Here is a 20292-nt window from a genome sequence, read left to right as displayed (position 1 = left end):
ATTGATTAAGACGAAAAAAACAAAAAATAAAATGCTTTATACGGGAGAAAAAAATGGCGGCATTTCCAATTAATTCAAACTTTGAGGGTGACTTCGTGATGCAGTTAATCTCTGTGGATACAGACGATACGATGGATCAGGTGGCAGAAAAGTGTGCTTATCACTCCGTGGGTCGCCGAGTTGCGGCACAACCTGAAAAAGTGATGCGTGTGAGATTACACAATACCACTGAAAATTATCCTCGTGACATGACAGTATTTGATGCAGGTTGGAGACCGACTGAGACGCTTGATATTATCTTCGCCGACAGTTAAAAGAAGGGGTATCACAGAGATGGCTTTTGAAAAGATTTGTACTTTAGATGATGTGTGGGAAGGAGATATGGAGGCCTTTGAAACAAAAAATGGGACTTCAGTACTGGTTTTAGGGGTGGAAGGGGGTGATTTAAAAGCATTTCAAGCTATTTGCCCTCATCAGGAAATCGAATTAGTTGAAGGTGAGTTTGATGGGAAGGTTCTGACGTGTAAAGCCCACCTATGGCAATTTGATAGCACTAATGGGAAGGGGTTGAACCCAACTGACTGCATGATAGCGGAATATCCACTGAAAATTGAGGGGGAGGATGTGTTAGTTAATATTGACGGCATTAAACCGTTTACTGCGCATTCATAAATTCGATAGCTAACGGCTTAAGAGTCGTAAGAAGAGACAGATAATGACAACGACAAAATTAAAAGACGCCTATAAACAAAATAAAGTGGGCCCTATTTTTAACGGTGGTGATGTTGCGCAAGCTGCGATTGAAGCCGCCGAATGGGATAACCCAGATAAAGACATCAGCGTTGATGATAAAGGCGCATACGTTAGGATTTCAGCCGAACAAGAATTGGTAATAACTCGGGAATCCATGGAAGAAGCACTAGGCCGTGATTTCCAAATGAATGAAATAGAAATCCATTTAGGCTCTATGGCAGGGCAAATTGAGGTAACGTCGGAAAAAATCCGTTTTTACTTTGAAAAGACACTTTAAATAAAGGGATTAATGATGAGCAATGAGCAAATAGAAACATTGAAACCTTTAAAAACCTGGTCACACCTTTCTAAGCAAAGGAAAAGGCCGAGTGAGTATGAAATAGTGACTTCAAATTTGCATTTTCATACAAATAATAAAGGCAAACCATTTGAAATAGGGCAGGATGCAAAAATGAATGATTGGTACTTAAAGTACCGAAACAATAGCCCGTTAGTACATGAAAACTGGGATGCCTTTAGAGATCCAGAACAATTAGTTTATAGAACCTACAACATCCTTCAGGAAGGTCAAGAATCTTATGTCACCGGGTTGTTAAACCAATTCAGCGAGCGCGGCAATGATCAGATGATTTCGAAAGAATGGGCGGCTGATTTAGCGCGTCTTTATGCGCCAGGCCGTTATTTATTTCATGCTTTGCAAATGATCTCTGCTTACCTTCATCAGATGTCACCGGCTAGTACCCTCTCTAATTTGGCTACATACCAATCGGCTGATCATTTACGTTGGGTGACACATACTGCGTACCGCACTTGCGAACTGGCTAAAACATGGGCGGACGTTGGTTTTGGAGAAAAAGAGCGAGAATATTGGGAAAATGAAACAGCATGGCAAGGGTTTAGGGAGTTGGCAGAAAAAGCGTTAGTGACTTGGGATTGGGCAGAAGCAACGATTGTCCTAGACGTTATCTTAAAGCCAGCTGTTTCGGCAGCGGTATTGAAACAACTCGGTCTAGCGGGGGCTGAAAATGGCGATACTTTATTGTCTTTATTGAATGATGCGCAAATGCGGGATGCAGAGCGGCATCAACGCCAAACACAAAAACTGATTGAATTTGCACTTGATCATGAAGCTAACGAGGCTATTATTCAAGGGTGGATAGACAAGTGGTTACCCCTGGCCGATAAAGCTGTTGAAGCTTATTGTAATGAACTGACAGATTTACCAGATGCAACACAAGAGGCAAAAGCTTATATGACCTCTGTTAGGTATTCACTGGGTTTAAAATAAAACGCTAGACAATGAAAACCGTGCAATGAGCTATTTGCACGGTTTTTTTATTTATGCGAGTTAATAAAAATATATAATAAATCACTAAAGTCTAATATTTTTACTAGCAGTAAAAATATTTTTTGAAACCAAATTAGTGAGATGATGAGCCATTTAAAATTAAGTGTTTTAGACCAATCCCCCGTCCATGATAATCAACCTGAGTCCAGTGGTTTATTTACCACCATTGAACTCGCTAAGGCCTGTGATGAAGCGGGTTATCATCGCTATTGGGTTGCAGAACATCACGATACGCCTGGTTATGCGAGCCCTTGCCCTGAATTGATGGTGAGTAATGTAGCGCATGCGACTAAACGGATCCGTGTGGGCAGTGGCGGGGTGATGTTGCCGCATTATAGTGCATTTAAAGTTGCTGAAACTTTTAAAATGTTAGAAGCTTTTCATCCCGGTCGCATCGATTTGGGAATTGGGCGCGCTCCGGGGGGTAACCCTATTTCATCGAGCGCGATATCCGCGCCGAGGCAAACCATTCCTGCTGAGTATTACCCGAGTCAGGCACAAGATTTAATCGGCTTTTTAAGTAATAATTTGCCTTCAGAACACCCCTATAGTAGCGCTACTGTGGTCCCCAGTGATGTGGGTGCCCCCCCTGTCTGGATGCTGGGCTCAAGTGATGGTAGTGCTGAAATTGCCGGTGTTTTAGGGGCTGGTTTTGTGTTGGCTCTTTTTATTGGCACTCATGATAGGCCGCCAGAAATTATTCAGCGTTACAAGAAGGCTTTTCAAACAGGCGGTAGCCTTGAAAACCCGGAAGCCATCATCGCGGTGGCTGCTATTTGTGCGGATTCAAAAGAAGAAGCGGAATATATCGCTAGTAGTCACACGTATTGGAAGGTTCAGGCTTTTAGGCACGGTGCCAGGGATGCCTTTTTTTCTCCAGATGAAGTCATGGTTAAAAGAAAACAGTTATCGTTATCTGATCAGGCTTATTATGACGAAACCTTAGCCACGATGGTAACGGGCACGCCTGAGGAATGTCAGTCAAGGTTAGAACAGATATCCGCGTTGTACCAGGTGGATGAGTTAATGATTGTGAATGTGACTCATGCCTTTAAGCCACGGGTAGAGTCGTGTAAAATGCTGGCCCATCAATTCGGTTTATCAAAATAGTATTTAGGAGAAAGTTATGAGTGCGAACCCTGAAATTGCAAACAGTATCCAAACAGGCGCTTTTAAAACCAATTATCATGATGTAGGTGAAGGGACGCCTGTCTTTATGATCCATGGGTCAGGGCCTGGCGTCACTGCTTGGGCTAATTGGCGTTTAGTCATACCGGTATTAGCTGAAAAATATCGAGTGATTGCACCTGATATGGCTGGTTTTGGTTTTACCGAACGATTAGATGATTACAATTATTCGATGGAAAACTGGGTTCAGCATGCGATTGATTTAATGGATGCGCTGGACATCGAAAAGGCTCACCTGATTGGTAATTCGTTTGGTGGTGGTTTATCACTAGCACTTGCAATTAAACATCCGGAGCGCGTGAATCGCCTTGTATTGATGGGTGCGGCAGGCGTGAGCTTTGAGTTGACTCAAGGGCTGGATGAGGTTTGGGGTTATGAACCTTCAGTGGCTAATATGCGTAAAATGATGGATTTATTTGCCTATGACCGCACTTTGGTGACGGATGAGTTAGCGGAACTTCGTTATAAAGCAAGTGTGCAACCTGGGTTTCAGGAGTCCTTTAGTAAAATGTTTCCTGCGCCCCGTCAACGCTGGGTTGAGGCATTAGCCAGTGCGCCAGAAGATATTAAAAACATTCAGCATGAAACCTTGATGATTCATGGCCGTGAAGACATAATCGTGCCGCCTATTACATCAAAGACTTTGTTTGATTTGTTGCCAAATTCTCAATTACATATGTTTGGCAAATGTGGGCACTGGACGCAAATTGAACAAAACGCACGTTTTAATGAATTGGTTTTAGATTTCTTCGCCGAAGCTGAATAGTCATGTTGGGTCATAAGACGTGAAGTTTGCGATCATTGGCGCTGGCGGTATAGGCTGTTACTACGCCGCCAGATTAATCCAGGCAGGGGAAGACGTCACCCTGGTAGCTCGTGGTGCTCACCTAAAAGCCATGCAAACGAAGGGTTTAGAGGTTAAGCATGCAGAGCTGGACTTTCATCAAGCGGTTGATGCCTTGAGCCTTGAGGCTTGGCTGAATGAGACAAACCCTGATCAGGTCGATGTGGTGATTGTTTGTTTAAAAGGAATGCAAACGGGTGCCCTGGCAGAGCAACTTAAAAATTGGTTGCAGTCGTTTCCAAAAAGTCAGGCTCCTCTTGTGTTGTCATTGCAAAATGGTGTGGATAATGAACAGCAATTAAGTGAGGCCTTACCCCGTCATGTAGTATTAGGGGGGATTGCTCGTCGGATAGGGGCCCATATCATTGAGCCAGGAGTTGTTGAATCAATAGGGCCTGCACAGGTTATTCTAGGCCAATGGCCCAATCATCAGACTGTTTCATCTGAAATGGAAGAAAAAATTGGGGCGATAGCTCGTTGTTTTAATGCGGCAAAAATTCCAACGGAGATGTCGAAAGATATCAACAAAGAACTCTGGCGGAAATTGATTATTAACAATGGGTTAAACCCGTTATGTGCCTTGTTAGAAATTGAAACAGGTGATGCGACGCCCAGGGAAGATTTGCAGCCCTTGATCAGAGGCGCAATGAGTGAAGCGGTGTTGGCTGCGAAATCACAGGGCGTTGAATTATCAAATGATGATTTAGAAGAAATGCTTGAACTAATTTCGACCTTTGATTCAATCAAACCTTCTATGTTGGTGGATCGTGAAAAAGGCCGACCCTTAGAAATTGAAGAAATTTGTGGTGTCGTTATTAAAGGTTGTGAAAAGTTAGGAAAAGACGCGCCCTATAATCGAACTATCTCTACTTTATTGCGCAGAGCAGTCGAAACTCCTAAGGCGTAAATGTCCGCCTTAAAAAAGGCCTCAGGCCCCTTGTTGATGCTAAGTTTTGTATTGACAGTATTAAGCACCTGGGTTCCAGGTACAGTGACCCAGCAAACTTTAGGCGTAGTTTCAAGCGGTGGTTCGGCGTGACCCCTCAACAATATCGAGATCAACAAGTAAAACACTAAAATAAAACGCCAGCCGCCAAGTCATTATTTGTCTTCTTCAATTTTGCCAAGCCTGTACGCTAATTGAGGACGAGTCACCCCTAACTTTCTAGCCGCAGCAGACAAATTACCGTTTGACCTTTTAACGGCCTCTTTAAGAATCGTTTCTTCAATTTCAAACAAATTATTTTGAGTTTCAAAAAACATATCAACAAATTGCTTATGAATACCTTTTTTTAATGGTTTCAACTGACCACGCTCACTGACTGTTGCCTCAGATTTCTCATCAATATTCATCATCGCAAACAAATGTTCTAACTCAATATAACCCCCATTTTCGCAAAGCAAAACACCCCGCTCTATGACATTTTCAAGCTCACGAATATTTCCTGGCCATTCGTACCGCTCTAGTTGGACCATGGCATGATCAGTGACCCCCTTTACTTCTTTATGATATTTAACTTTATATTGATCAATGAAACTCTCAATTAATAAAGGGATATCTCCCTGCCTTTCTTTTAAACAGGGAATGGTAATAGGGTACACATTTAAGCGATAAAATAAGTCCCGCCTAAAATCACCTGATTCAACTTTGCAACCCAGAATTGCCATTACCCTTTATGAACCTGGCGGCACAGAAAAGCCATTATGGCTTTTATCATATGGGCATTTATGCAATGCCTGAGCTCGAAAGCTGGTTTCGGGTCCGTTACGCCGAAGCGGTACCTACTAAGCTGGATATGGGTAAAAGTTGTATCCGTTTTAAAAACCCCAAACACATTCCCTACAACTTAATTGGCGAGTTGGTCAGCAAAGTGAGCGTTGATGATTGGATATCGGTTTATCAAAGCCTCAAAAAATAGAACTTGTTCCACTTTTACTGTTCTACTCTATTAACGACTTAAATTGCGCTTCTGATAACACTTCTTCTTCCAGTAAAGCTTGTGCAACCTTGCTTATTTGCTCCCAGTATTGGTCAACTAATTGATCAGTTTTCAGGGTTGCTTCATCCAGCCACTCTTTGATTAATTTTTCAGTCTGAGATTGAAAGTAAACGTCTCCGCTCCATTCATGTAACACAGTGGTGTCTAAGTTGTAACTATCGGGATGCATTCCGTACCTTGCAATAGGATTCCAGGCAGACCACATGGCCTGCTTCAAATCACTAATGGCACCAGTATCTAAGCCTTCATCCCCGAATTGTTTTACCTGGGCAGCTCGACCAGCTAGGGCTACACATGTCTGCGAGAACCAAAAAGCTTTTGTATAATCAACATCTTGTTCCCTACTATAGGCCACCATACCTAAGGCTTGTTCTCTGGGCACAATACTTATTTGTTCAATTATTCTCTCTGGCATCAAAACTTTTGAGATAACAGCATGGCCAGCCTCATGAAAGGCGGTTTCTGCCAGCATTTTTGCGCACTTATCAAGTGTCCGTTTAGCGCCATATTTAAGAATATTAATTTCTTCCAGTAACGTACTTTGACCAATTTTGCCAGTATTCTTACTTAGAGCCTGAAGCACTGTCTCCCGATGAACCTTCTCTAAATCTGCACCGCTCATACCAGCCGTTAGTGATACGATTAAATCAACATCTATAGCCTCTTCGTAAACGTCGTACTGCAAGAACTTTTCGATAAACCAGCGCCGGGCATTTTTATCCAGGAAAGGAACATGGACATGAAGATCAAGCCTTCCTGAACGTAATAATGCTTCATCAAGTTTATCCAGCCGATTGGTAGCCGCGACAATAAAAACCGCGCCTTTATTTGGCTATTTGCATTCTAAGGTTGGAAATCAGCTTTTCTACCAAGGCAATGAAAAGGCTCAGTTGGTTGGAAGCTAAAGTATGAGGGGCTGCATTGTACGTTTTTCGGACCTTGAGACTATAAATTTCCCACCCTATTGATCAGTAGATTTACATTAAAATCATATACACACTGTGATGCCAATTCAAGATAAAGGCGCCATTGCTAGTAACTCACTCTCATACCTATAAACGACATCGTCCAGAGCAGACGTTACTGTATCAATTGGTCGAACGCCACTACCCAGAATTTCAGAAGCAGCTTTCACAAAAAGGGAAGTCGTTACCACTTCATGTGGTAAAAGAGTTTGAAGAGTTTCTTAGGTGTGGTCGGCTTGAGCATGGTTTTTTGCGTGTAGTTTGTGACGACTGCAAGCATGAGAAACTGCTGGCGTTCAGCTGCAAACGCAGGGGATTTTGCCCAAGTTGCGGTGCAAGAAGGATGGCAGAAAGTGCCAAGTTGTTAGTTGAAGATGTTCTTCACGGTTACCCTGTACGCCAATGGGTATTGTGTTTACCCATCCCGCTTCGTCTACTTCTAGCTAGGTATCCCAAACACTTAAGTAAAATCATGCAAATCATTCATCGTGCTATTTCTTGCGATATTGTGCATCGGGCTGGGTATCTTAAGAAGCAAGCAAACACAGGAGCGGTGACTTACATTCAGCGATTTGGTAGTGCACTGAATCTCAATATTCACTTTCACATGCTCTTTTTGGAAGGCGTTATCACTCAGGAGTGTGGACAGTCCAAATTCAAGTGCGTTAAAGCACCAAACCACAATGATATGGAAACCCTCGTGAATGTCATTAGCCATCGCATCGCGACCTACTTGGAGAAGGCCGGGCTCGTTCAACGGGATATGGACAACACATTTCTCGATTTACCCATGGATGACGAAGATAGTTTACTGCCCTTGCAAGCAGCCTCTGTCAATTACCGCATTGCTGTAGGACCAGATACAGGCAAAAAAGTCTTTGCCTTGCAAACCTTACCTGCCAAAGACGAACAACATTACGGTCAATTAGCTCAAATAAACGGTTTTAGCTTACACGCTGGGGTGTTTGCAGACAGCCATCAAACTGACAAACTGGAAAGGCTATGCAGATATATCTCAAGGCCAGCGTTAAGCGAGCAACGATTGAGTCTAACCGATTCAGGAAAAGTAAGATATCAACTGAAAACTCCCTATCAAGACGGTACCACACATGTCTTTTTTACTCCCTTGGATTTCATAGGCAAGCTCGCGGCACTGGTGCCAGTGCCGAGGCTAAACCTTACGAGGTTTTATGGCGTGTTTGCTCCCAATGCTAAGGTGCGTGCCGAGGTAACGGCTTCACAACGCGGTAAGAATAGCCCTCGCTTAGCAGAGCATCTGAAAGATTCAGATAAACCATACCATGCGCGAAGCATGTCGTGGGCACAAAGGTTAAAAAGAGTATTCAATATTGACATCACAGTCTGTGAGGCTTGTGAAAAAACCAACGTCAAAATTATTACTTGTATTACGGATCCGGCTGTTATCCATAAGATTTTGGCGCACCTTGACAAGCAGACTCTTCTTGAAGCAAAAAACGATTCTCTAATGCCGCCACTTCGAGCTCCACCAGCCACAGCCTCATTCAGTGACTACATCATTCAACGCGACTTCGATTTTGGCGCATGAAGCACAAAAAACAGACCATCACTTGAACATGCAACATGTTGAGGTAAGGGCTTTCACATATCTCATTGCGGATTTCAGTACCAAAGACCAGTTATATTGCGTCTATCTTGATGACAACTACTTCACTGATTCCTGAAAAGTACCCATTTGACACACGTGCAACTGGCCTTAAATACAGCTGACACAGTGGGTAGTACATAGCGTTAATATTTCTTATACTCGGAGGCGGTAAGCTTCAGCAGAATCTGACTATGTTGGTAGATGGCCATACGGGTCTTGAGCACAGCATTCCTGTGGAAAAAGGCTACAGCGACGTCACTCAACTATGGAAAGCCACAGAGTTTGGCTATACGCCGACCTTTGTTGTGTCCTACGGCGGCATGATGGGTGAAGAGTACTGGTACGACAAAACTGAAGTGTGGAAGAACCCGCGTCTTCTTCGCTATACCCCGTCGACTATTCTAGATAGCCGTGCGATCCGCAGACCTACTGCGCCAGAAAATCAGTACAACCACCAAAACGTTGCAAGCTACGCCAAAGAGCTTCGAGATAATGGGGTCAGTGTACATATTGGCGCTCACGGACAGCGTGAAGGCTTAGCTGCTCACTGGGAGCTGTGGATCATGGAACAAGGCGGCTTCACGCCTTGGGAAGCGCTACGCGGCGGTACTATTGATGGCGCGAAACATCTAGGTATGGGCAAAGATATTGGCAGTATCGAAAAAGGTAAACTTGCTGACCTTGTAGTGATTGATGGCGACGTGCTTAACGACATTAGAAAGAGTGAATTCGTAGAGTACACTGTACTAAATGGACGCGTATACGAGTCGGCCACCATGAACGAAGTGGGCAGTAAGAAAAAACGCAAACCGTTTTTCTTTGAGCAAGACAATGCCACCTTTATGCCGCAACAAACGGCAGATGATGTGGAAGCGAAAGCGCACCACTATCATTGGGAGCATTAATTCTGCGTCCAAAGGCCTGTAGTAATAAATAACATAAACTAGTAGGCCTTAATTAACCCAACGCTAAAGCCGACGAAAGCTTCCTGTTTCGTCGGCTTTTTATTTTCTGAATATGAAAACTTACCTGTGCATGTTTAAAACTGAGTTTAGTCTTAAGTAAAAGAGTGGTATAACTGCTGTAAGGATGGAGGGTAATATATGAACCACCCCAAATCAGATTAAAAGGACTTATTCGCCATGCAGTATTATTTGCCACTAGCATTACTGCTTAACGCTCTCATTTTTGCTTCAGCCGGCGCTCAAACGAGCGAAGCCCCTACCTATTATCAAGATTGCGCCGTTCTCGATTTTGGCGAACAAGACCTATCTACGATGACAGAAGCGGAAAAAATACAAGCGCTAGACGACTCCTTATTTGGCGCACTAAACCAAAGCGAAGAATGCATGAACGCAGCGGCGCAATCGAGCGCACAAAGCGTAGCTAGCGCGGCGGGTCAAGGTACAGGGCAAGGCGCTGGCGCGGGTAATACCTCGAGCACATCATCTTCGGGGGCAGGCGCTGGGCAGTCTAGCTCACAAAGCAGCACTGAGTCTCAGGAATCATCGACGAATACACAAACAACCACTTCAAGTTCAGATCCTTCAAAACAGTCTGTTGGAGGACAAGCGAAAGGTGGAAGTTCAGCGGTATGTGACGCCGTAATTGCCGGCTTGCAAGGAGCAACAACTGAGTCTGAAAAGGCACATTTCCAAGCATTAAAAGAGCAATACGGTTGTAATTAAAAAATCAGAGGAAGGAAAGGATATGTCATCATTTAAACCCAAGGCCCTGTTTACCGTGGTCGCAACAGCATCGTTTATACTCTTGGGCGGATGTGGCTCAACGCAGACTAATGTCACCAGTGTAGGACCATCTATGGTAGGCCCAGGGGGCGGTCAGGCATTAGGCGCACAAAAAAATACCTACAACTACAACTCCGAAATTTACATGGATGTTGCCATACCTGTATTTGACCCGGGCTTTCCTACAGAACGAGATGGCACTATCGATTACGATGAAATAGAAGAGGAAGGGATTTGGCCTCAAGTCCGTCGCTTAGAAGCTAACCGCTTTGCGATAGCGACGAAAGAAGCCCTAGGTGAAACCAAATCTTTCGGCAGCATTAACGTAACGCCAGATGCTTCTGCACTTGCCGATGTATACGTGCTGGGCAAAATTAATTACTCAGATACTGAAACTGTAGAAATTGGCGTGAAAGTGATGGACGCTAAAAACACAGTGTGGGGGGAAGAAGAATTTGAATACCGCGTAAGTGAAGGCTGGTATCGCGATGCCATGTCTCGCGGCGAAAACCCTAACGGCCCAGTTTTCGAGCAAATTGCAAAATTCGTTTATGATTTGCTTATAAAGAAATCCGATACCTACAAGCAAGAAGTGCAAATGGTGTCAGACCTGCGCTACGCACAAATGTATAGCCCTGAGTCGTTTAGCCAATACCTTACTCAAGGCAGAAGAGGTGAGATTGAGCTAGTAAGTGCGCCTTCAGATAGCGATCCAATGCTTCGTCGCGTGCGCGCCATACAGGCAAAAGATGAACAATTTATTGATAGCCTTCAAGAAACCTATGATTCTTTTTGGGTAACCACTGAAGAGCCATACCGTAAGTACCAGAAAGAGACACTTCCTGAAGCCAAGAAAATCAGAGAACTCGAATCAGAGCGCACCACACAACAAGTCACGGCAGGGTTATTCGCAGTCGCTTCAGTGCTTTTAGGTTCTAACTCTAGCTCAACGGCTGGTCAAGTAGCCGCTGCAGGTGCTGGTATTGCCGCAATTGGCACACTGAGTGAAGCAATCAAAACTAACAAAGAGCTTCACGCCCAACGGGATCTATTCGATGAAATGGGGCAAAACCTTGATATTCAGGTAGCCGATCAAATTGTTGAAATAGACAATCAACGAATTGAGCTTCAAGGCACAGCAAGCGAACAATACTACCAGCTTCGCGCTCGCCTTAAAGATATCTATGACATGGAATCCACACCAATGACTGCGCTATAAGCCCAGTCGTTGGTGTTATCAAAACCATTAAATAAGATATCTATTCTATTGTTAAGTTAGAGAGTAAAGGGTTATGCATGCCAAGCGTTGAGCAACAAATAGAGCAAAGCAGAGCAAAGAAAAAGGCACTCATAAAAAAGTCACTGCTCGGTTTTTCACTGGTCATGTTGATAGGCGTTGCAGGCGTGCTCCTTATCTCATATATGCCTACTGTCACATCGAACGTTACGGACGCCACGGATGACACAACAGCAGTCCCCCAAACCGCAAAAGCTACACCCGCTGTGGAAGTTAATGAAGAAGAACGAAAAGCCCTTCAAATGGCGCTTAGTGAGTCAAAACAAAGTGTAAACGACTTGGTTAGTCGCGTTTCGCACTCCCAGATGTTCCTAGAAAAAGCGAGTGAAGTTGAGCGCAAGTTGAATACCGCGTTTAATGAATATGGCGCATCCAACTACGGCGCAGTTATGAATGCACTGGATGATATAAAGAGCTCAGTTAACACAATAAATACTGACTACGAAAACGCCTACACTCAACCTTATGAAGACGCCCTCCTTGCCTTCAATAACGGAAATGTTTCAAGTGCGTTTAACCTAAACAAAACGTCGTTAACGATAAACCCTGATTTCGAAAAAGCCAACATTTTGCAGCAACGCATTGATGTATTTGACGAGGTGCAAGACGCCTACGAGCAGGCACGCATTGGTAAGGTCGAAAACAACATCAGCAAACAGCGCGAAGCGTACGCAAAAATAGTACAGTTAGATCCTGCCCGTAAGGACGCACAGCAAGCACTTGATGCTATTAACCGGCAATTGCAAGACAGCCGATTTGATACGCTGCTAGCTCAGGCAAATCGAGCTATCGAGCAAGGTGACTACCCTGCTGCGGCAGAATTCCTCAATGACGCCAAAAGCCTAAAAGCTTCAAGCACTGAGCTTGCCACCATTAGTAAAAAGCTCGCGTCTTTAATTGCTTCACAAGAGCAGCAGAAAATTGAAAATCAAGTCGCCTTGTTTGTCAGCGCAGATGAATGGCAAACCGTAAAGCTGCTAGCTAATAAAGGCCTCGCTAACTTTCCAGCCAGCCCTGCTTTACTTGAGGCCAAACAAAATGCCGAAGCTATACTCGATGCAGAAAAAAGCTTGAGCGCTTACCAAAGGCGGCCAGAACGTTTATCGGATAACAACGTCAGAAATCTAGCCCTTAAAGACATTGCGCGAGCAGGTTCACATGCAGAAAAAAGCGCAAAACTGCGTGCCCAAATATCTTCGCTTGAGCAAGTGATCGACAATATCAATCAGCCCCGTTCCGTAACGATAACGTCGGATAACGATACCTATATTAAAGTACTTGGAGTAGGTCTCGTGGGGGAAGTAAAAACAAAAACCATTCAGCTGAAACCTGGTACATATCGCATTGAAGGGAGCCGCGAGGGTTATCGCTCAACCATTCAAGAGATTGTAGTTTCACCGTCAGACACCAACCTATCAGTACATGTTGTATGTACTGAAAAAGTATAAGGACCTATCTAGTGAGCAGTATTGATGACGCCATTGCCAAAGGAAAGAAGCGAAGAAAGGGCGTTGCTATAGCTTCATTAATAGGACTGGCCGCCGTTCTCGTTGTTTATTTTGGCTGGCTGTTTCTTACCAAAGGTTATGCCTTTGCAGTTTCTCCAGAACGTGCAGCACAAAATCCGCAATTTGCTGTTTTAAGTGGTAGTGCGATGTTCATTAGTGACAAGCTTTACGTGTTTGGTAGCCATGCTGAAGTCCAGGTTTCGGCCCCAAAATATCAAGATGCCACGGTTGTTATTAACGACAACTCGCCAAGCACTATTAATGTTACGCTCGTTCCTTTACCGGCAAAAGTCACCCTATCAACCTCCCCTTCGTTGAGTGAAATAACCTGGCATTTAAACGCTGAGAAAGTAGCGGTATCGAGAACCTACGTAACGGAATTAAAAAAGGGCAGCTACAGAGCGAGCGCCAGTCATCCGCATTATGAAACGGGTGAGATCCAATTTGATGCAGATATCGCGCAGGAAATTGAACAAGTTATTTCACTTTCTCCAGTTAAGGGCGCAATTAGCATAAACTCAAGCCCTTCTGGTGCCAATGTCTCCCTTGACGGTAAAGATATGGGTGTCACGCCACTTTCTATTAATATGAATGGCGGTAAGTACGAAATTGTCGTGACGAAGTCAGGGCTAGAGCCATTGGAAGACACTATTGAAGTCACTAGCCAACGCCCTAACCCGACAAGAAACTATAACCTTCAACCCCTTCAAGCACAGATAACAGTTTCGACAGACCCTCAGGGCGGCGTACTTACAGTAAATAATAAACCGACTGATACAAGATCTCGTGTGGATGCGAATACGCCACATATCGTCAAGTATGAAAAAACCGGATTTATTTCACAAAGCCAGCGGATCACGCTAGCTCCCGGCGAGAACAAAGCGCTTACCTTCAACCTTCAAGAAGAGCGAGGACAAGTGAATATAAGCGCGTCGTTAAGTGCAAAAGTTTTCATCGACGGTTCGTCTAATGGTCAAACGCCGCTTAATTTAACGCTTCAAGCTTTACCGCACACAGTAACATTCGAACGTGAAGGATATCGCAGTGTTACCAAGACTATTACACCTAGTGCAAACAAGCCGGTGAAAGTACACGCTGATATGCTTACAGAGTTTGAAGCAAGACGGCGTGAAGGTAAGCCGCTTTTTGCAAATACACTGGGTATTCAACTTTCGCTTGTTACACCCAAAGCCTTCACTATGGGCTCTCCTGCAAACGAAAAGGATCGCCAGCGCAATGAAACACAAAGAGACGTATCTTTTTCGCGTAAATTCTGGATGTCTAATCACGAGATTACTCAGGCGCAGTTCGCCGCGTTCGCAGGGAAAGGCGCTAGCAGCAAGCTACCGATCACGAATGTTTCGTGGAGTGATGCGGTTGCGTTTACAAATTGGCTAAGCGAGAAGGAAGGTTTAACACCGTTTTATGTTGTTCAAAATGGCAGAGTAACTGGTATTGATAAAACCTCGAACGGCTATCGTTTACCTACGGAAGCCGAGTGGGAATTCGTTGCAAAAATGAATCGCCGAGCATCACCAACAACCTTTGTTTGGGGTAATCAGTTTAGGCTTCGCGATAAGCAAGGCAATTTCGCTGATGCGTCGCTAAGTGGGAAACAGACCTTCATTTTAAAAGACTACGATGACGGATTTGCCGACAAAGCCCCTGTTGGTTCGTTCAAAGCTGAACGTGGTGGATTCTACGATTTAGATGGCAATGTGCGTGAGTGGGTCCACGATGTTTACCAGAATTCACCATCAAACCAGTCTGGTACTTTTGACGACTACCTAGGCCCTGTTGGACAAGGTAAACACGTAGTAAAAGGCGCGTCGTTTCAAACGGGTCGGCTTAAAAATGTTCGCGCAAGCGCGCGCAGCGGTGAGACTGAACCTGCTGACGATATAGGCTTTCGCATAGCGAGATACGAGAATTAATATGAAAAAGAAACTGATCATTGCTGCAGTATTGTTGGCCATTGCGGGCACGGCAAGTGCGTACTTTGTATCGTTAGATTCGCCGCAAGACTTTCCAACTAACATTTAACTATCAAGGAATGATGATGAATAAAGAGAATACGTTGTCAATGAACCCCAGCTTTCTTGTAAGTGGCGGGGTCTTTCTATTTATATTTGCCTTGGTACATTTCCTATTTGCCGGTGTCATTCGCCCCGCAGCCGAAAAAGTCATGGCAACGGCTGGCACAGCGTCCCTATCCTCTTTCTGGGTTATTCTTAAAGATATCGAGCAACAGGTTTGTATCTCGCTGATGCTGTTTTGCATTTTCCTAATGGTTTACAAGCTTTGGAAGCTGCTGGACGAAGAAGAGATTTACTCACGAGATTTACTGCCTGAGCACAACAAAGATACGCCACTAAATGTAGATAAAGCGTTAGATGAGCTTTCGTCTTCATCTTATAGCGACACCCCCGCATACAGCACGTGGATAAACTGCATTAGACGCTTTAAAAACACCCAGAACGTGCAGCATGCTGCCGATGCAATCCACGCTTCGGTAGAAAATATTGCTGCTCAGCTTGAAAGTGGTAATAACGTGATTCGCTACATTATTTGGGCTATCCCTTCGATTGGTTTCGTTGGCACTGTTCGCGGTATTGGCGCAGCCCTTGCGCAAGCAGACGCAGCCCTAGATGGTGATATCGCGGGAATGACGGCTTCGCTAGGCGTTGCGTTCAACTCTACGCTCGTCGCCCTTTTTATATCGCTTATTCTAATGTTGTTAATGCACCTGTTAAATGGTCGCCAAGACACTATGGTAATTCGCACACAAGAGTCTTGTGAACACCACCTTCTGTCACACCTTCACAACTAATTAGGCGAGACAGTAATGCCTAAAGTGCGTAAAGCCGAAGACGGATTTAACCTGGCGTTTTTAGACGTTATGGCCTGTGGCCTTGGCGCGGTTATTCTTATTTTCATTCTGGTCGACTTTAAAGCGTTTACACCTACACCAACTGAAGAGAAAGAAAAATTAGAGCTGGAACTCGCCGCCGCAGAGCAAGAACAACAAAAACTCAAAAAGTCGATTGACGAGTTAAACGATAAAATTGCCCTTGAGTCAGCGAAGCAAGACGATGCTCAACAAGCGCAAGCAGATACATCGCAAGACCAGTCAAAACTACTGCAAGATATGTCTACTGAAATGGCAGTAGTGGCTGATCTTGAAAACCAGCTAGCCGCATTGTCTAAAGAAGTAGAAAAGTCAGCCAACATTCAAATGCAAGGTACCGGCGAACAGAACTACATCACTGGCATGAAAATAGAAGGCCCGGAAATAGGCCTGCTAATTGACAAAAGTGCGTCAATGATGGGCGACAACTTGGTGGATATTTTAGGCAAGTTGGCGTTGAGTGATAGCCAGAAGGTCTCTACGCCAAAGTGGATACGCACGAAACGGGTAGCTCAATGGATGCTCGCGCGTGTCCCTTTAGAGTCAAAAGTCACCGTAGTGACTTTTTCAGACACCGCTACCACATTAGGCCTTCGTGATGTAAATAGTGCCAAAGTCAGCGGCTCGATGAATGCCATAGTTAAAGACCTCGGTGCCGTCGTCCCCAATGGAGGAACAAACCTTCAAGAAGGCTTAAGCATTTTATTTAAGGCCAATCCGAACATCACCGATGTGTATATTGTCACCGATGGCCTTCCTACCTTGGGTGACGGACTACCTATGAGCTGCAAAAGCTTCATTAGTAGTAAAAAGTCAATTTCATCAGATTGCCGTAAGACCTTATTTGTTGAAACCGTTAAGCGCGCTAAGAAAGGCGTGCATTACAATGTAATTTTGCTGCCCATTGAGGGCGATCCTTTTGCTTCACCTATGTACTGGGAATGGACCCGCGCAACAAGCGGCACTTTCCTATCACCTGCTCCGGAGTGGCCTTAATGCGCAAAATTCAACGAGCCCCCGTTGAGGTATTCAACATTGCCTTTCTCGACATAATCTCCTGTGCTTTCGGCGCCGTAGTCATGCTGGTGCTTCTGGCGAAAAACGGCACTGAAGACACTGAGCGTGGCCCTAGTAACGTAAGTGTTCTTATTGATCAGGTATTACAGGCTCAAGTTGATGTGGAAACGCTCAAAGGCGCACTGTCAGATAAGCTACAAGAACTGAAAGCAGCACAAAGCAAAACCGCTTCCGTCACGGAACAGAAAGACAATTTAGACTCATCGATACCACGCGCACAACAAACCATTAATCAACTAAAAGACAAAGCTTCGTCGCTGCGTAACGAAATACGCCAAGCGACCGCTATGTTAAATACGCCGAATCCGACAGATACGCCTGACGATGATGTTGGTGGAATTCCCACCGATGCTGAATACGTTATTTTTGCTATCGATAACTCGGGTTCCATGTCCTCTGGCAGTGGTTGGAATCGCGTGATCACCATCGTAAACGACATTTTAAAAAACCATCCTAAAATGAAAGGTTTTCAGATTATGTCTGCTGACGGAAGCTTTATGTTTTCCAGTAGAGCTGGGCAATGGCTAGATGACAGACAAACAATGAGAGATACCGCAATGAGCCAAATGAAGAGCTTTAAAGGAGGGGCGAGTCAGCCTGAAGCGGGGATCCTTAAAGCCATCAAGCTGTATAAAAACACCAAGGGGCGCGTGAGTCTTTACGTGTTTGGTGATGATTATCAAAGGCCGAATTTAGATCAGATTGTAAGTCAGATTACCCAAGCTAACCAGGGTGCCAATGGACAGCCTGTTATTCGTATACACGGCGTAGGCTTTAGCCGAAGTAATGGAAACGCACAGCGCTTTAGTGCATTTATGCAGGCGGTAGCGAAGCGAAACCGCGGCGCTTTCATCGGCCAATATTTTTAGTCTCTATTGGCCGATGAATCGCCTCGTTGGCCAAACAACGTGTTGATTTTTTCTTGCGATTTCGCCGCAGCCGCATGAATTTTCGCTTCTTCTCTGTGAAGATCTTCAAGCGTATCTGCAGAGACTGCGCTACCTGTTAGTGCGAATGCACCCATAACAGTAGAAGCAATAAGAGTTCTCTTGCTCATTTTGGACATAGTTCCCAACCAAATTTCTTATTTGAATCCTCGCCGATAGGAAAATATTCGGGCAAGGGGCGTATTAAATTTTTACAATGTTGTTTCAAAAATGTGGTACCTGTGGCGCTAACCAGTACCACGAACCTATTATACTCACATGGAATGTAAGGGTTAGTCAAGCAACACTACACGGCTAGCAAGGAAATGGCGCGCTGCCTGAACAAAAAACAGACACCTCGGAACGTACAACCTCGTACTTTAGTTTTGTTACTTACCCATTTAAAGTTTCACGCGTATTTTGTTTTAAAATTGTTGCGTTATCGTTTACCAAACCAGCCCGTAAGAGCATATCGTGGTTTTTTAGCGAACGGCATGAGATAAGTTACGCTGTGAATATTTTCTACTGTGAATATGCTTAGGGTATTAAAATTCGGAGTCCAACTTTCAGTGGTAGTACCATCTTCATTAAATAATTGCACCAATCCGCCCCAGTCTGGATGCCATTCTGGCGACAAGTTAAATACGTAAGCTAATTTTCTTCCTTCTTGTTCTGTTCTGCGCAACAGCTTATATTTCCGAGAACTTAGCGTTTTGCCACACTTAAGATCAACTAAGGCTCAAATGAAGCATACAGACCTTTAATTTCTCACTTGCAAGAATAAAAGATGTAGAAGCGAGTTTCTGATCGAGTAGGAGGGAGTTTCGCAACTCCCGTCCTCTTATATGGACTCCCTGAAGTAATCAACATCTTTTGAAAAATTAGTAGTAGATGCGCTCTTATATACGGGCTTTAAATGGAGAGCTACTCCTGCCCTTCGATGTATACGCACCAACAGTTCAATTCTCACACACAGTGTTTAGTCACTTGAGAGGACTGGCTGAATTCTGCTGGTTGGTCTTACCATTTATTTTCGCAATTTGTTGATTTACTAACTCTTAGGCTGCTAACAGTATCGGATTGTAATCGTCATTATTCTTTATTAGAGCAACAGCGGTTCTCACCGTTTTATTTGCTAACGCGATGGCAGCAACCTTCTTTCCCCTTCGGTCAACTAACGCCTTCAGCCACTGCTCTTTCACAGTCTTAGGCTCTCTGGATACTGCTTTATTCACTACCGACATTGCTCCCTGATAGAGCAAACTTCGCAATCTTTTATCTGCACAGTTTTTAGAAATATGTCCCAATCGCTCTTTACCGCCGGTCGAATGCTGCTTCGGTGTCAAACCTATGCATGCTGATGCATCCCGGCCTGTATTGAACTCTGTCGCATTTCCCAATCGAACGGTTAACCCCAAAGCAATCAAAGGGCCTACGCCTTCGAGTTTACTTAATTTCTGGCAAACAGGATTATGCCGCGTGTGTTCTGCTATGAGCCTGTCATAACTTTCTATTTGAGTCGTATAGAGTTGTAACATTTGTGACTGCGCAGCCAAAGCCTGACGATAATTCATCGGCAAGCCGTTTTCTGCATCTTCTAAAATGTCAGGCAGCGCAGTGACTAAATGATTTAACCCCTTTGCTATCACAATCCCGAATTCCGTCAACAGTCCTCGTATCTGGTTTGCCAACGCCGTCCTTTGCTCCAACTGCAGCATTCGCACCCGCTCCAGGGCCTGAAGACCCTGTTCATCTTCCTCCATGATGCCACAAGAGTTTATATGAGGTAATTGAGCCGCAATACCGATAGCGTAGGCGTCATTTTTATCTGTTTTTTGCTTTAATTGCAGCCCTTTTACTGCGCGAGGCTGAATGATTTTTACTTGATGACCATGCCGCCTCGCTAAACGCGCCCAGTAATTCGAGCCACCACAGGCTTCCATTGCCACTAACGCTGACACATGGTTTCCCAGAAGTGCTATCAATGCTTTACGACTCATTGCTTTGTTATAATCAATTTTTCCGTCACTGTTGAACTTGCAAACCTGAAAGGAATGCTTTGCAAGGTCAATTGCAATAATTGTATTCTTAATCATGTATGGA

General features: G+C 44.4%; 22 protein-coding genes and 2 pseudogenes. 18 read left to right on the top strand and 6 right to left on the bottom strand.

Features of this window, described 5'->3' with window-relative positions; translation table 11 throughout:
* The first annotated feature begins 53 nt into the window (after positions 1-53).
* The 8 genes from AC566Q_RS07750 (at position 54) to AC566Q_RS07715 (ending at position 5210) form a co-directional block, all read left to right on the top strand.
* On the top strand, positions 54-314 hold the full coding sequence (locus AC566Q_RS07750; protein ID WP_499615457.1) for a toluene-4-monooxygenase system B family protein: 261 nt from the start codon (positions 54-56) through the stop codon (positions 312-314).
* A 19-nt stretch (positions 315-333) separates the two neighbouring features.
* Positions 334-672, top strand: coding sequence for a monooxygenase system ferredoxin subunit (locus AC566Q_RS07745; protein WP_499615454.1), 339 nt, complete (start codon positions 334-336; stop codon positions 670-672).
* Between the two features lie 43 nt (positions 673-715).
* A complete protein-coding gene (locus tag AC566Q_RS07740; RefSeq protein ID WP_499615451.1) occupies positions 716-1030 on the top strand; it encodes an MmoB/DmpM family protein in 315 nt (104 codons plus the stop codon).
* 15 nt (positions 1031-1045) lie between these two features.
* A complete protein-coding gene (locus AC566Q_RS07735) occupies positions 1046-2041 on the top strand; it encodes an aromatic/alkene monooxygenase hydroxylase subunit beta (RefSeq protein ID WP_499615448.1) in 996 nt (331 codons plus the stop codon).
* Positions 2042-2185: 144 nt separating this feature from the next.
* Positions 2186-3211: an MsnO8 family LLM class oxidoreductase gene (locus AC566Q_RS07730; protein ID WP_499615445.1), complete on the top strand. Its 1026-nt coding sequence runs from the start codon at positions 2186-2188 to the stop codon at positions 3209-3211.
* A 16-nt stretch (positions 3212-3227) separates the two neighbouring features.
* Positions 3228-4055, top strand: a complete 828-nt coding sequence (locus AC566Q_RS07725) for an alpha/beta fold hydrolase (RefSeq protein ID WP_499615443.1) — start codon at positions 3228-3230, stop codon at positions 4053-4055.
* Positions 4056-4074: 19 nt separating this feature from the next.
* Complete coding sequence (locus AC566Q_RS07720) at positions 4075-5040, top strand: ketopantoate reductase family protein (protein ID WP_499615440.1); 966 nt, start codon at positions 4075-4077, stop codon at positions 5038-5040.
* 50 nt (positions 5041-5090) lie between these two features.
* A complete protein-coding gene (locus tag AC566Q_RS07715) occupies positions 5091-5210 on the top strand; it encodes an AraC family transcriptional regulator (RefSeq protein WP_499617403.1) in 120 nt (39 codons plus the stop codon).
* A gap of 24 nt (positions 5211-5234) precedes the next feature.
* Here AC566Q_RS07715 and AC566Q_RS07710 read toward each other — a convergent pair whose 3' ends face one another.
* Complete coding sequence (locus AC566Q_RS07710) at positions 5235-5801, bottom strand: AAA-type ATPase lid domain-containing protein (RefSeq protein WP_499612753.1); 567 nt, start codon at positions 5799-5801, stop codon at positions 5235-5237.
* Here AC566Q_RS07710 and AC566Q_RS07705 point away from each other — a divergent pair.
* Positions 5795-6052: a DUF1801 domain-containing protein gene (locus tag AC566Q_RS07705; protein ID WP_499612751.1), complete on the top strand. Its 258-nt coding sequence runs from the start codon at positions 5795-5797 to the stop codon at positions 6050-6052. The genes AC566Q_RS07710 and AC566Q_RS07705 overlap by 7 nt on opposite strands.
* A gap of 22 nt (positions 6053-6074) precedes the next feature.
* Here the strand turns inward: AC566Q_RS07705 and AC566Q_RS07700 are convergent, their stop codons facing one another.
* Both AC566Q_RS07700 and AC566Q_RS07695 read right to left on the bottom strand, forming a co-directional pair.
* Positions 6075-6818 (bottom strand): ATP-dependent metallopeptidase FtsH/Yme1/Tma family protein, encoded by a 744-nt coding sequence (locus tag AC566Q_RS07700; protein WP_499615439.1) that lies wholly within the window; start codon positions 6816-6818, stop codon positions 6075-6077.
* Between the two features lie 54 nt (positions 6819-6872).
* Positions 6873-6944 (bottom strand): annotated as a pseudogene (locus AC566Q_RS07695) (AAA family ATPase); the annotation flags it as partial.
* Between the two features lie 206 nt (positions 6945-7150).
* On the opposite strand from AC566Q_RS07695, the gene AC566Q_RS07690 reads away from it, so the two are divergent.
* From AC566Q_RS07690 to AC566Q_RS07650, 9 genes and pseudogenes are all read left to right on the top strand, one after another.
* Positions 7151-8665 carry a transposase gene (locus tag AC566Q_RS07690; RefSeq protein WP_492225539.1) on the top strand — a complete coding sequence of 505 codons (1515 nt, stop codon included), beginning with the start codon at positions 7151-7153 and terminating at the stop codon, positions 8663-8665.
* Positions 8666-8886: 221 nt separating this feature from the next.
* Positions 8887-9630: pseudogene (locus tag AC566Q_RS07685) on the top strand (amidohydrolase family protein); the annotation flags it as partial.
* A gap of 237 nt (positions 9631-9867) precedes the next feature.
* On the top strand, positions 9868-10413 hold the full coding sequence (locus tag AC566Q_RS07680) for a hypothetical protein (RefSeq protein WP_321824891.1): 546 nt from the start codon (positions 9868-9870) through the stop codon (positions 10411-10413).
* Between the two features lie 22 nt (positions 10414-10435).
* Complete coding sequence (locus AC566Q_RS07675) at positions 10436-11692, top strand: hypothetical protein (RefSeq protein WP_061096000.1); 1257 nt, start codon at positions 10436-10438, stop codon at positions 11690-11692.
* 77 nt (positions 11693-11769) lie between these two features.
* On the top strand, positions 11770-13218 hold the full coding sequence (locus tag AC566Q_RS07670) for a tetratricopeptide repeat protein (RefSeq protein WP_321824892.1): 1449 nt from the start codon (positions 11770-11772) through the stop codon (positions 13216-13218).
* A gap of 11 nt (positions 13219-13229) precedes the next feature.
* Complete coding sequence (locus tag AC566Q_RS07665) at positions 13230-15212, top strand: SUMF1/EgtB/PvdO family nonheme iron enzyme (protein WP_061486673.1); 1983 nt, start codon at positions 13230-13232, stop codon at positions 15210-15212.
* A gap of 125 nt (positions 15213-15337) precedes the next feature.
* Positions 15338-16108, top strand: a complete 771-nt coding sequence (locus AC566Q_RS07660; RefSeq protein WP_014977564.1) for a MotA/TolQ/ExbB proton channel family protein — start codon at positions 15338-15340, stop codon at positions 16106-16108.
* A gap of 15 nt (positions 16109-16123) precedes the next feature.
* The gene (locus AC566Q_RS07655; protein WP_321824894.1) at positions 16124-17182 is read left to right on the top strand and encodes a VWA domain-containing protein; all 1059 of its coding nucleotides are present in this window, start codon (positions 16124-16126) and stop codon (positions 17180-17182) included.
* Positions 17182-18132, top strand: coding sequence for a VWA domain-containing protein (locus AC566Q_RS07650; protein ID WP_075177842.1), 951 nt, complete (start codon positions 17182-17184; stop codon positions 18130-18132). The genes AC566Q_RS07655 and AC566Q_RS07650 overlap by 1 nt, the downstream gene beginning before the upstream one ends.
* Here AC566Q_RS07650 and AC566Q_RS07645 read toward each other — a convergent pair.
* The 3 genes from AC566Q_RS07645 to AC566Q_RS07635 all read right to left on the bottom strand — a co-directional run bounded on the left by AC566Q_RS07645 (position 18129) and on the right by AC566Q_RS07635 (position 20285).
* Entirely contained in the window at positions 18129-18320 is a 192-nt protein-coding gene (locus AC566Q_RS07645; protein ID WP_499617642.1) for a hypothetical protein, read from the bottom strand. The genes AC566Q_RS07650 and AC566Q_RS07645 overlap by 4 nt on opposite strands.
* Before the next feature lie 308 nt (positions 18321-18628).
* Positions 18629-18874 carry a 2OG-Fe(II) oxygenase gene (locus tag AC566Q_RS07640; protein WP_499615431.1) on the bottom strand — a complete coding sequence of 82 codons (246 nt, stop codon included), beginning with the start codon at positions 18872-18874 and terminating at the stop codon, positions 18629-18631.
* Between the two features lie 373 nt (positions 18875-19247).
* The gene (locus AC566Q_RS07635) at positions 19248-20285 is read right to left on the bottom strand and encodes an IS110 family RNA-guided transposase (RefSeq protein ID WP_105933382.1); all 1038 of its coding nucleotides are present in this window, start codon (positions 20283-20285) and stop codon (positions 19248-19250) included.
* Positions 20286-20292: the final 7 nt, after the last annotated feature.

The organism is Alteromonas sp. H02 (genome assembly GCF_059682525.1).
This window is presented reverse-complemented; position numbering and strand designations above follow the sequence as displayed.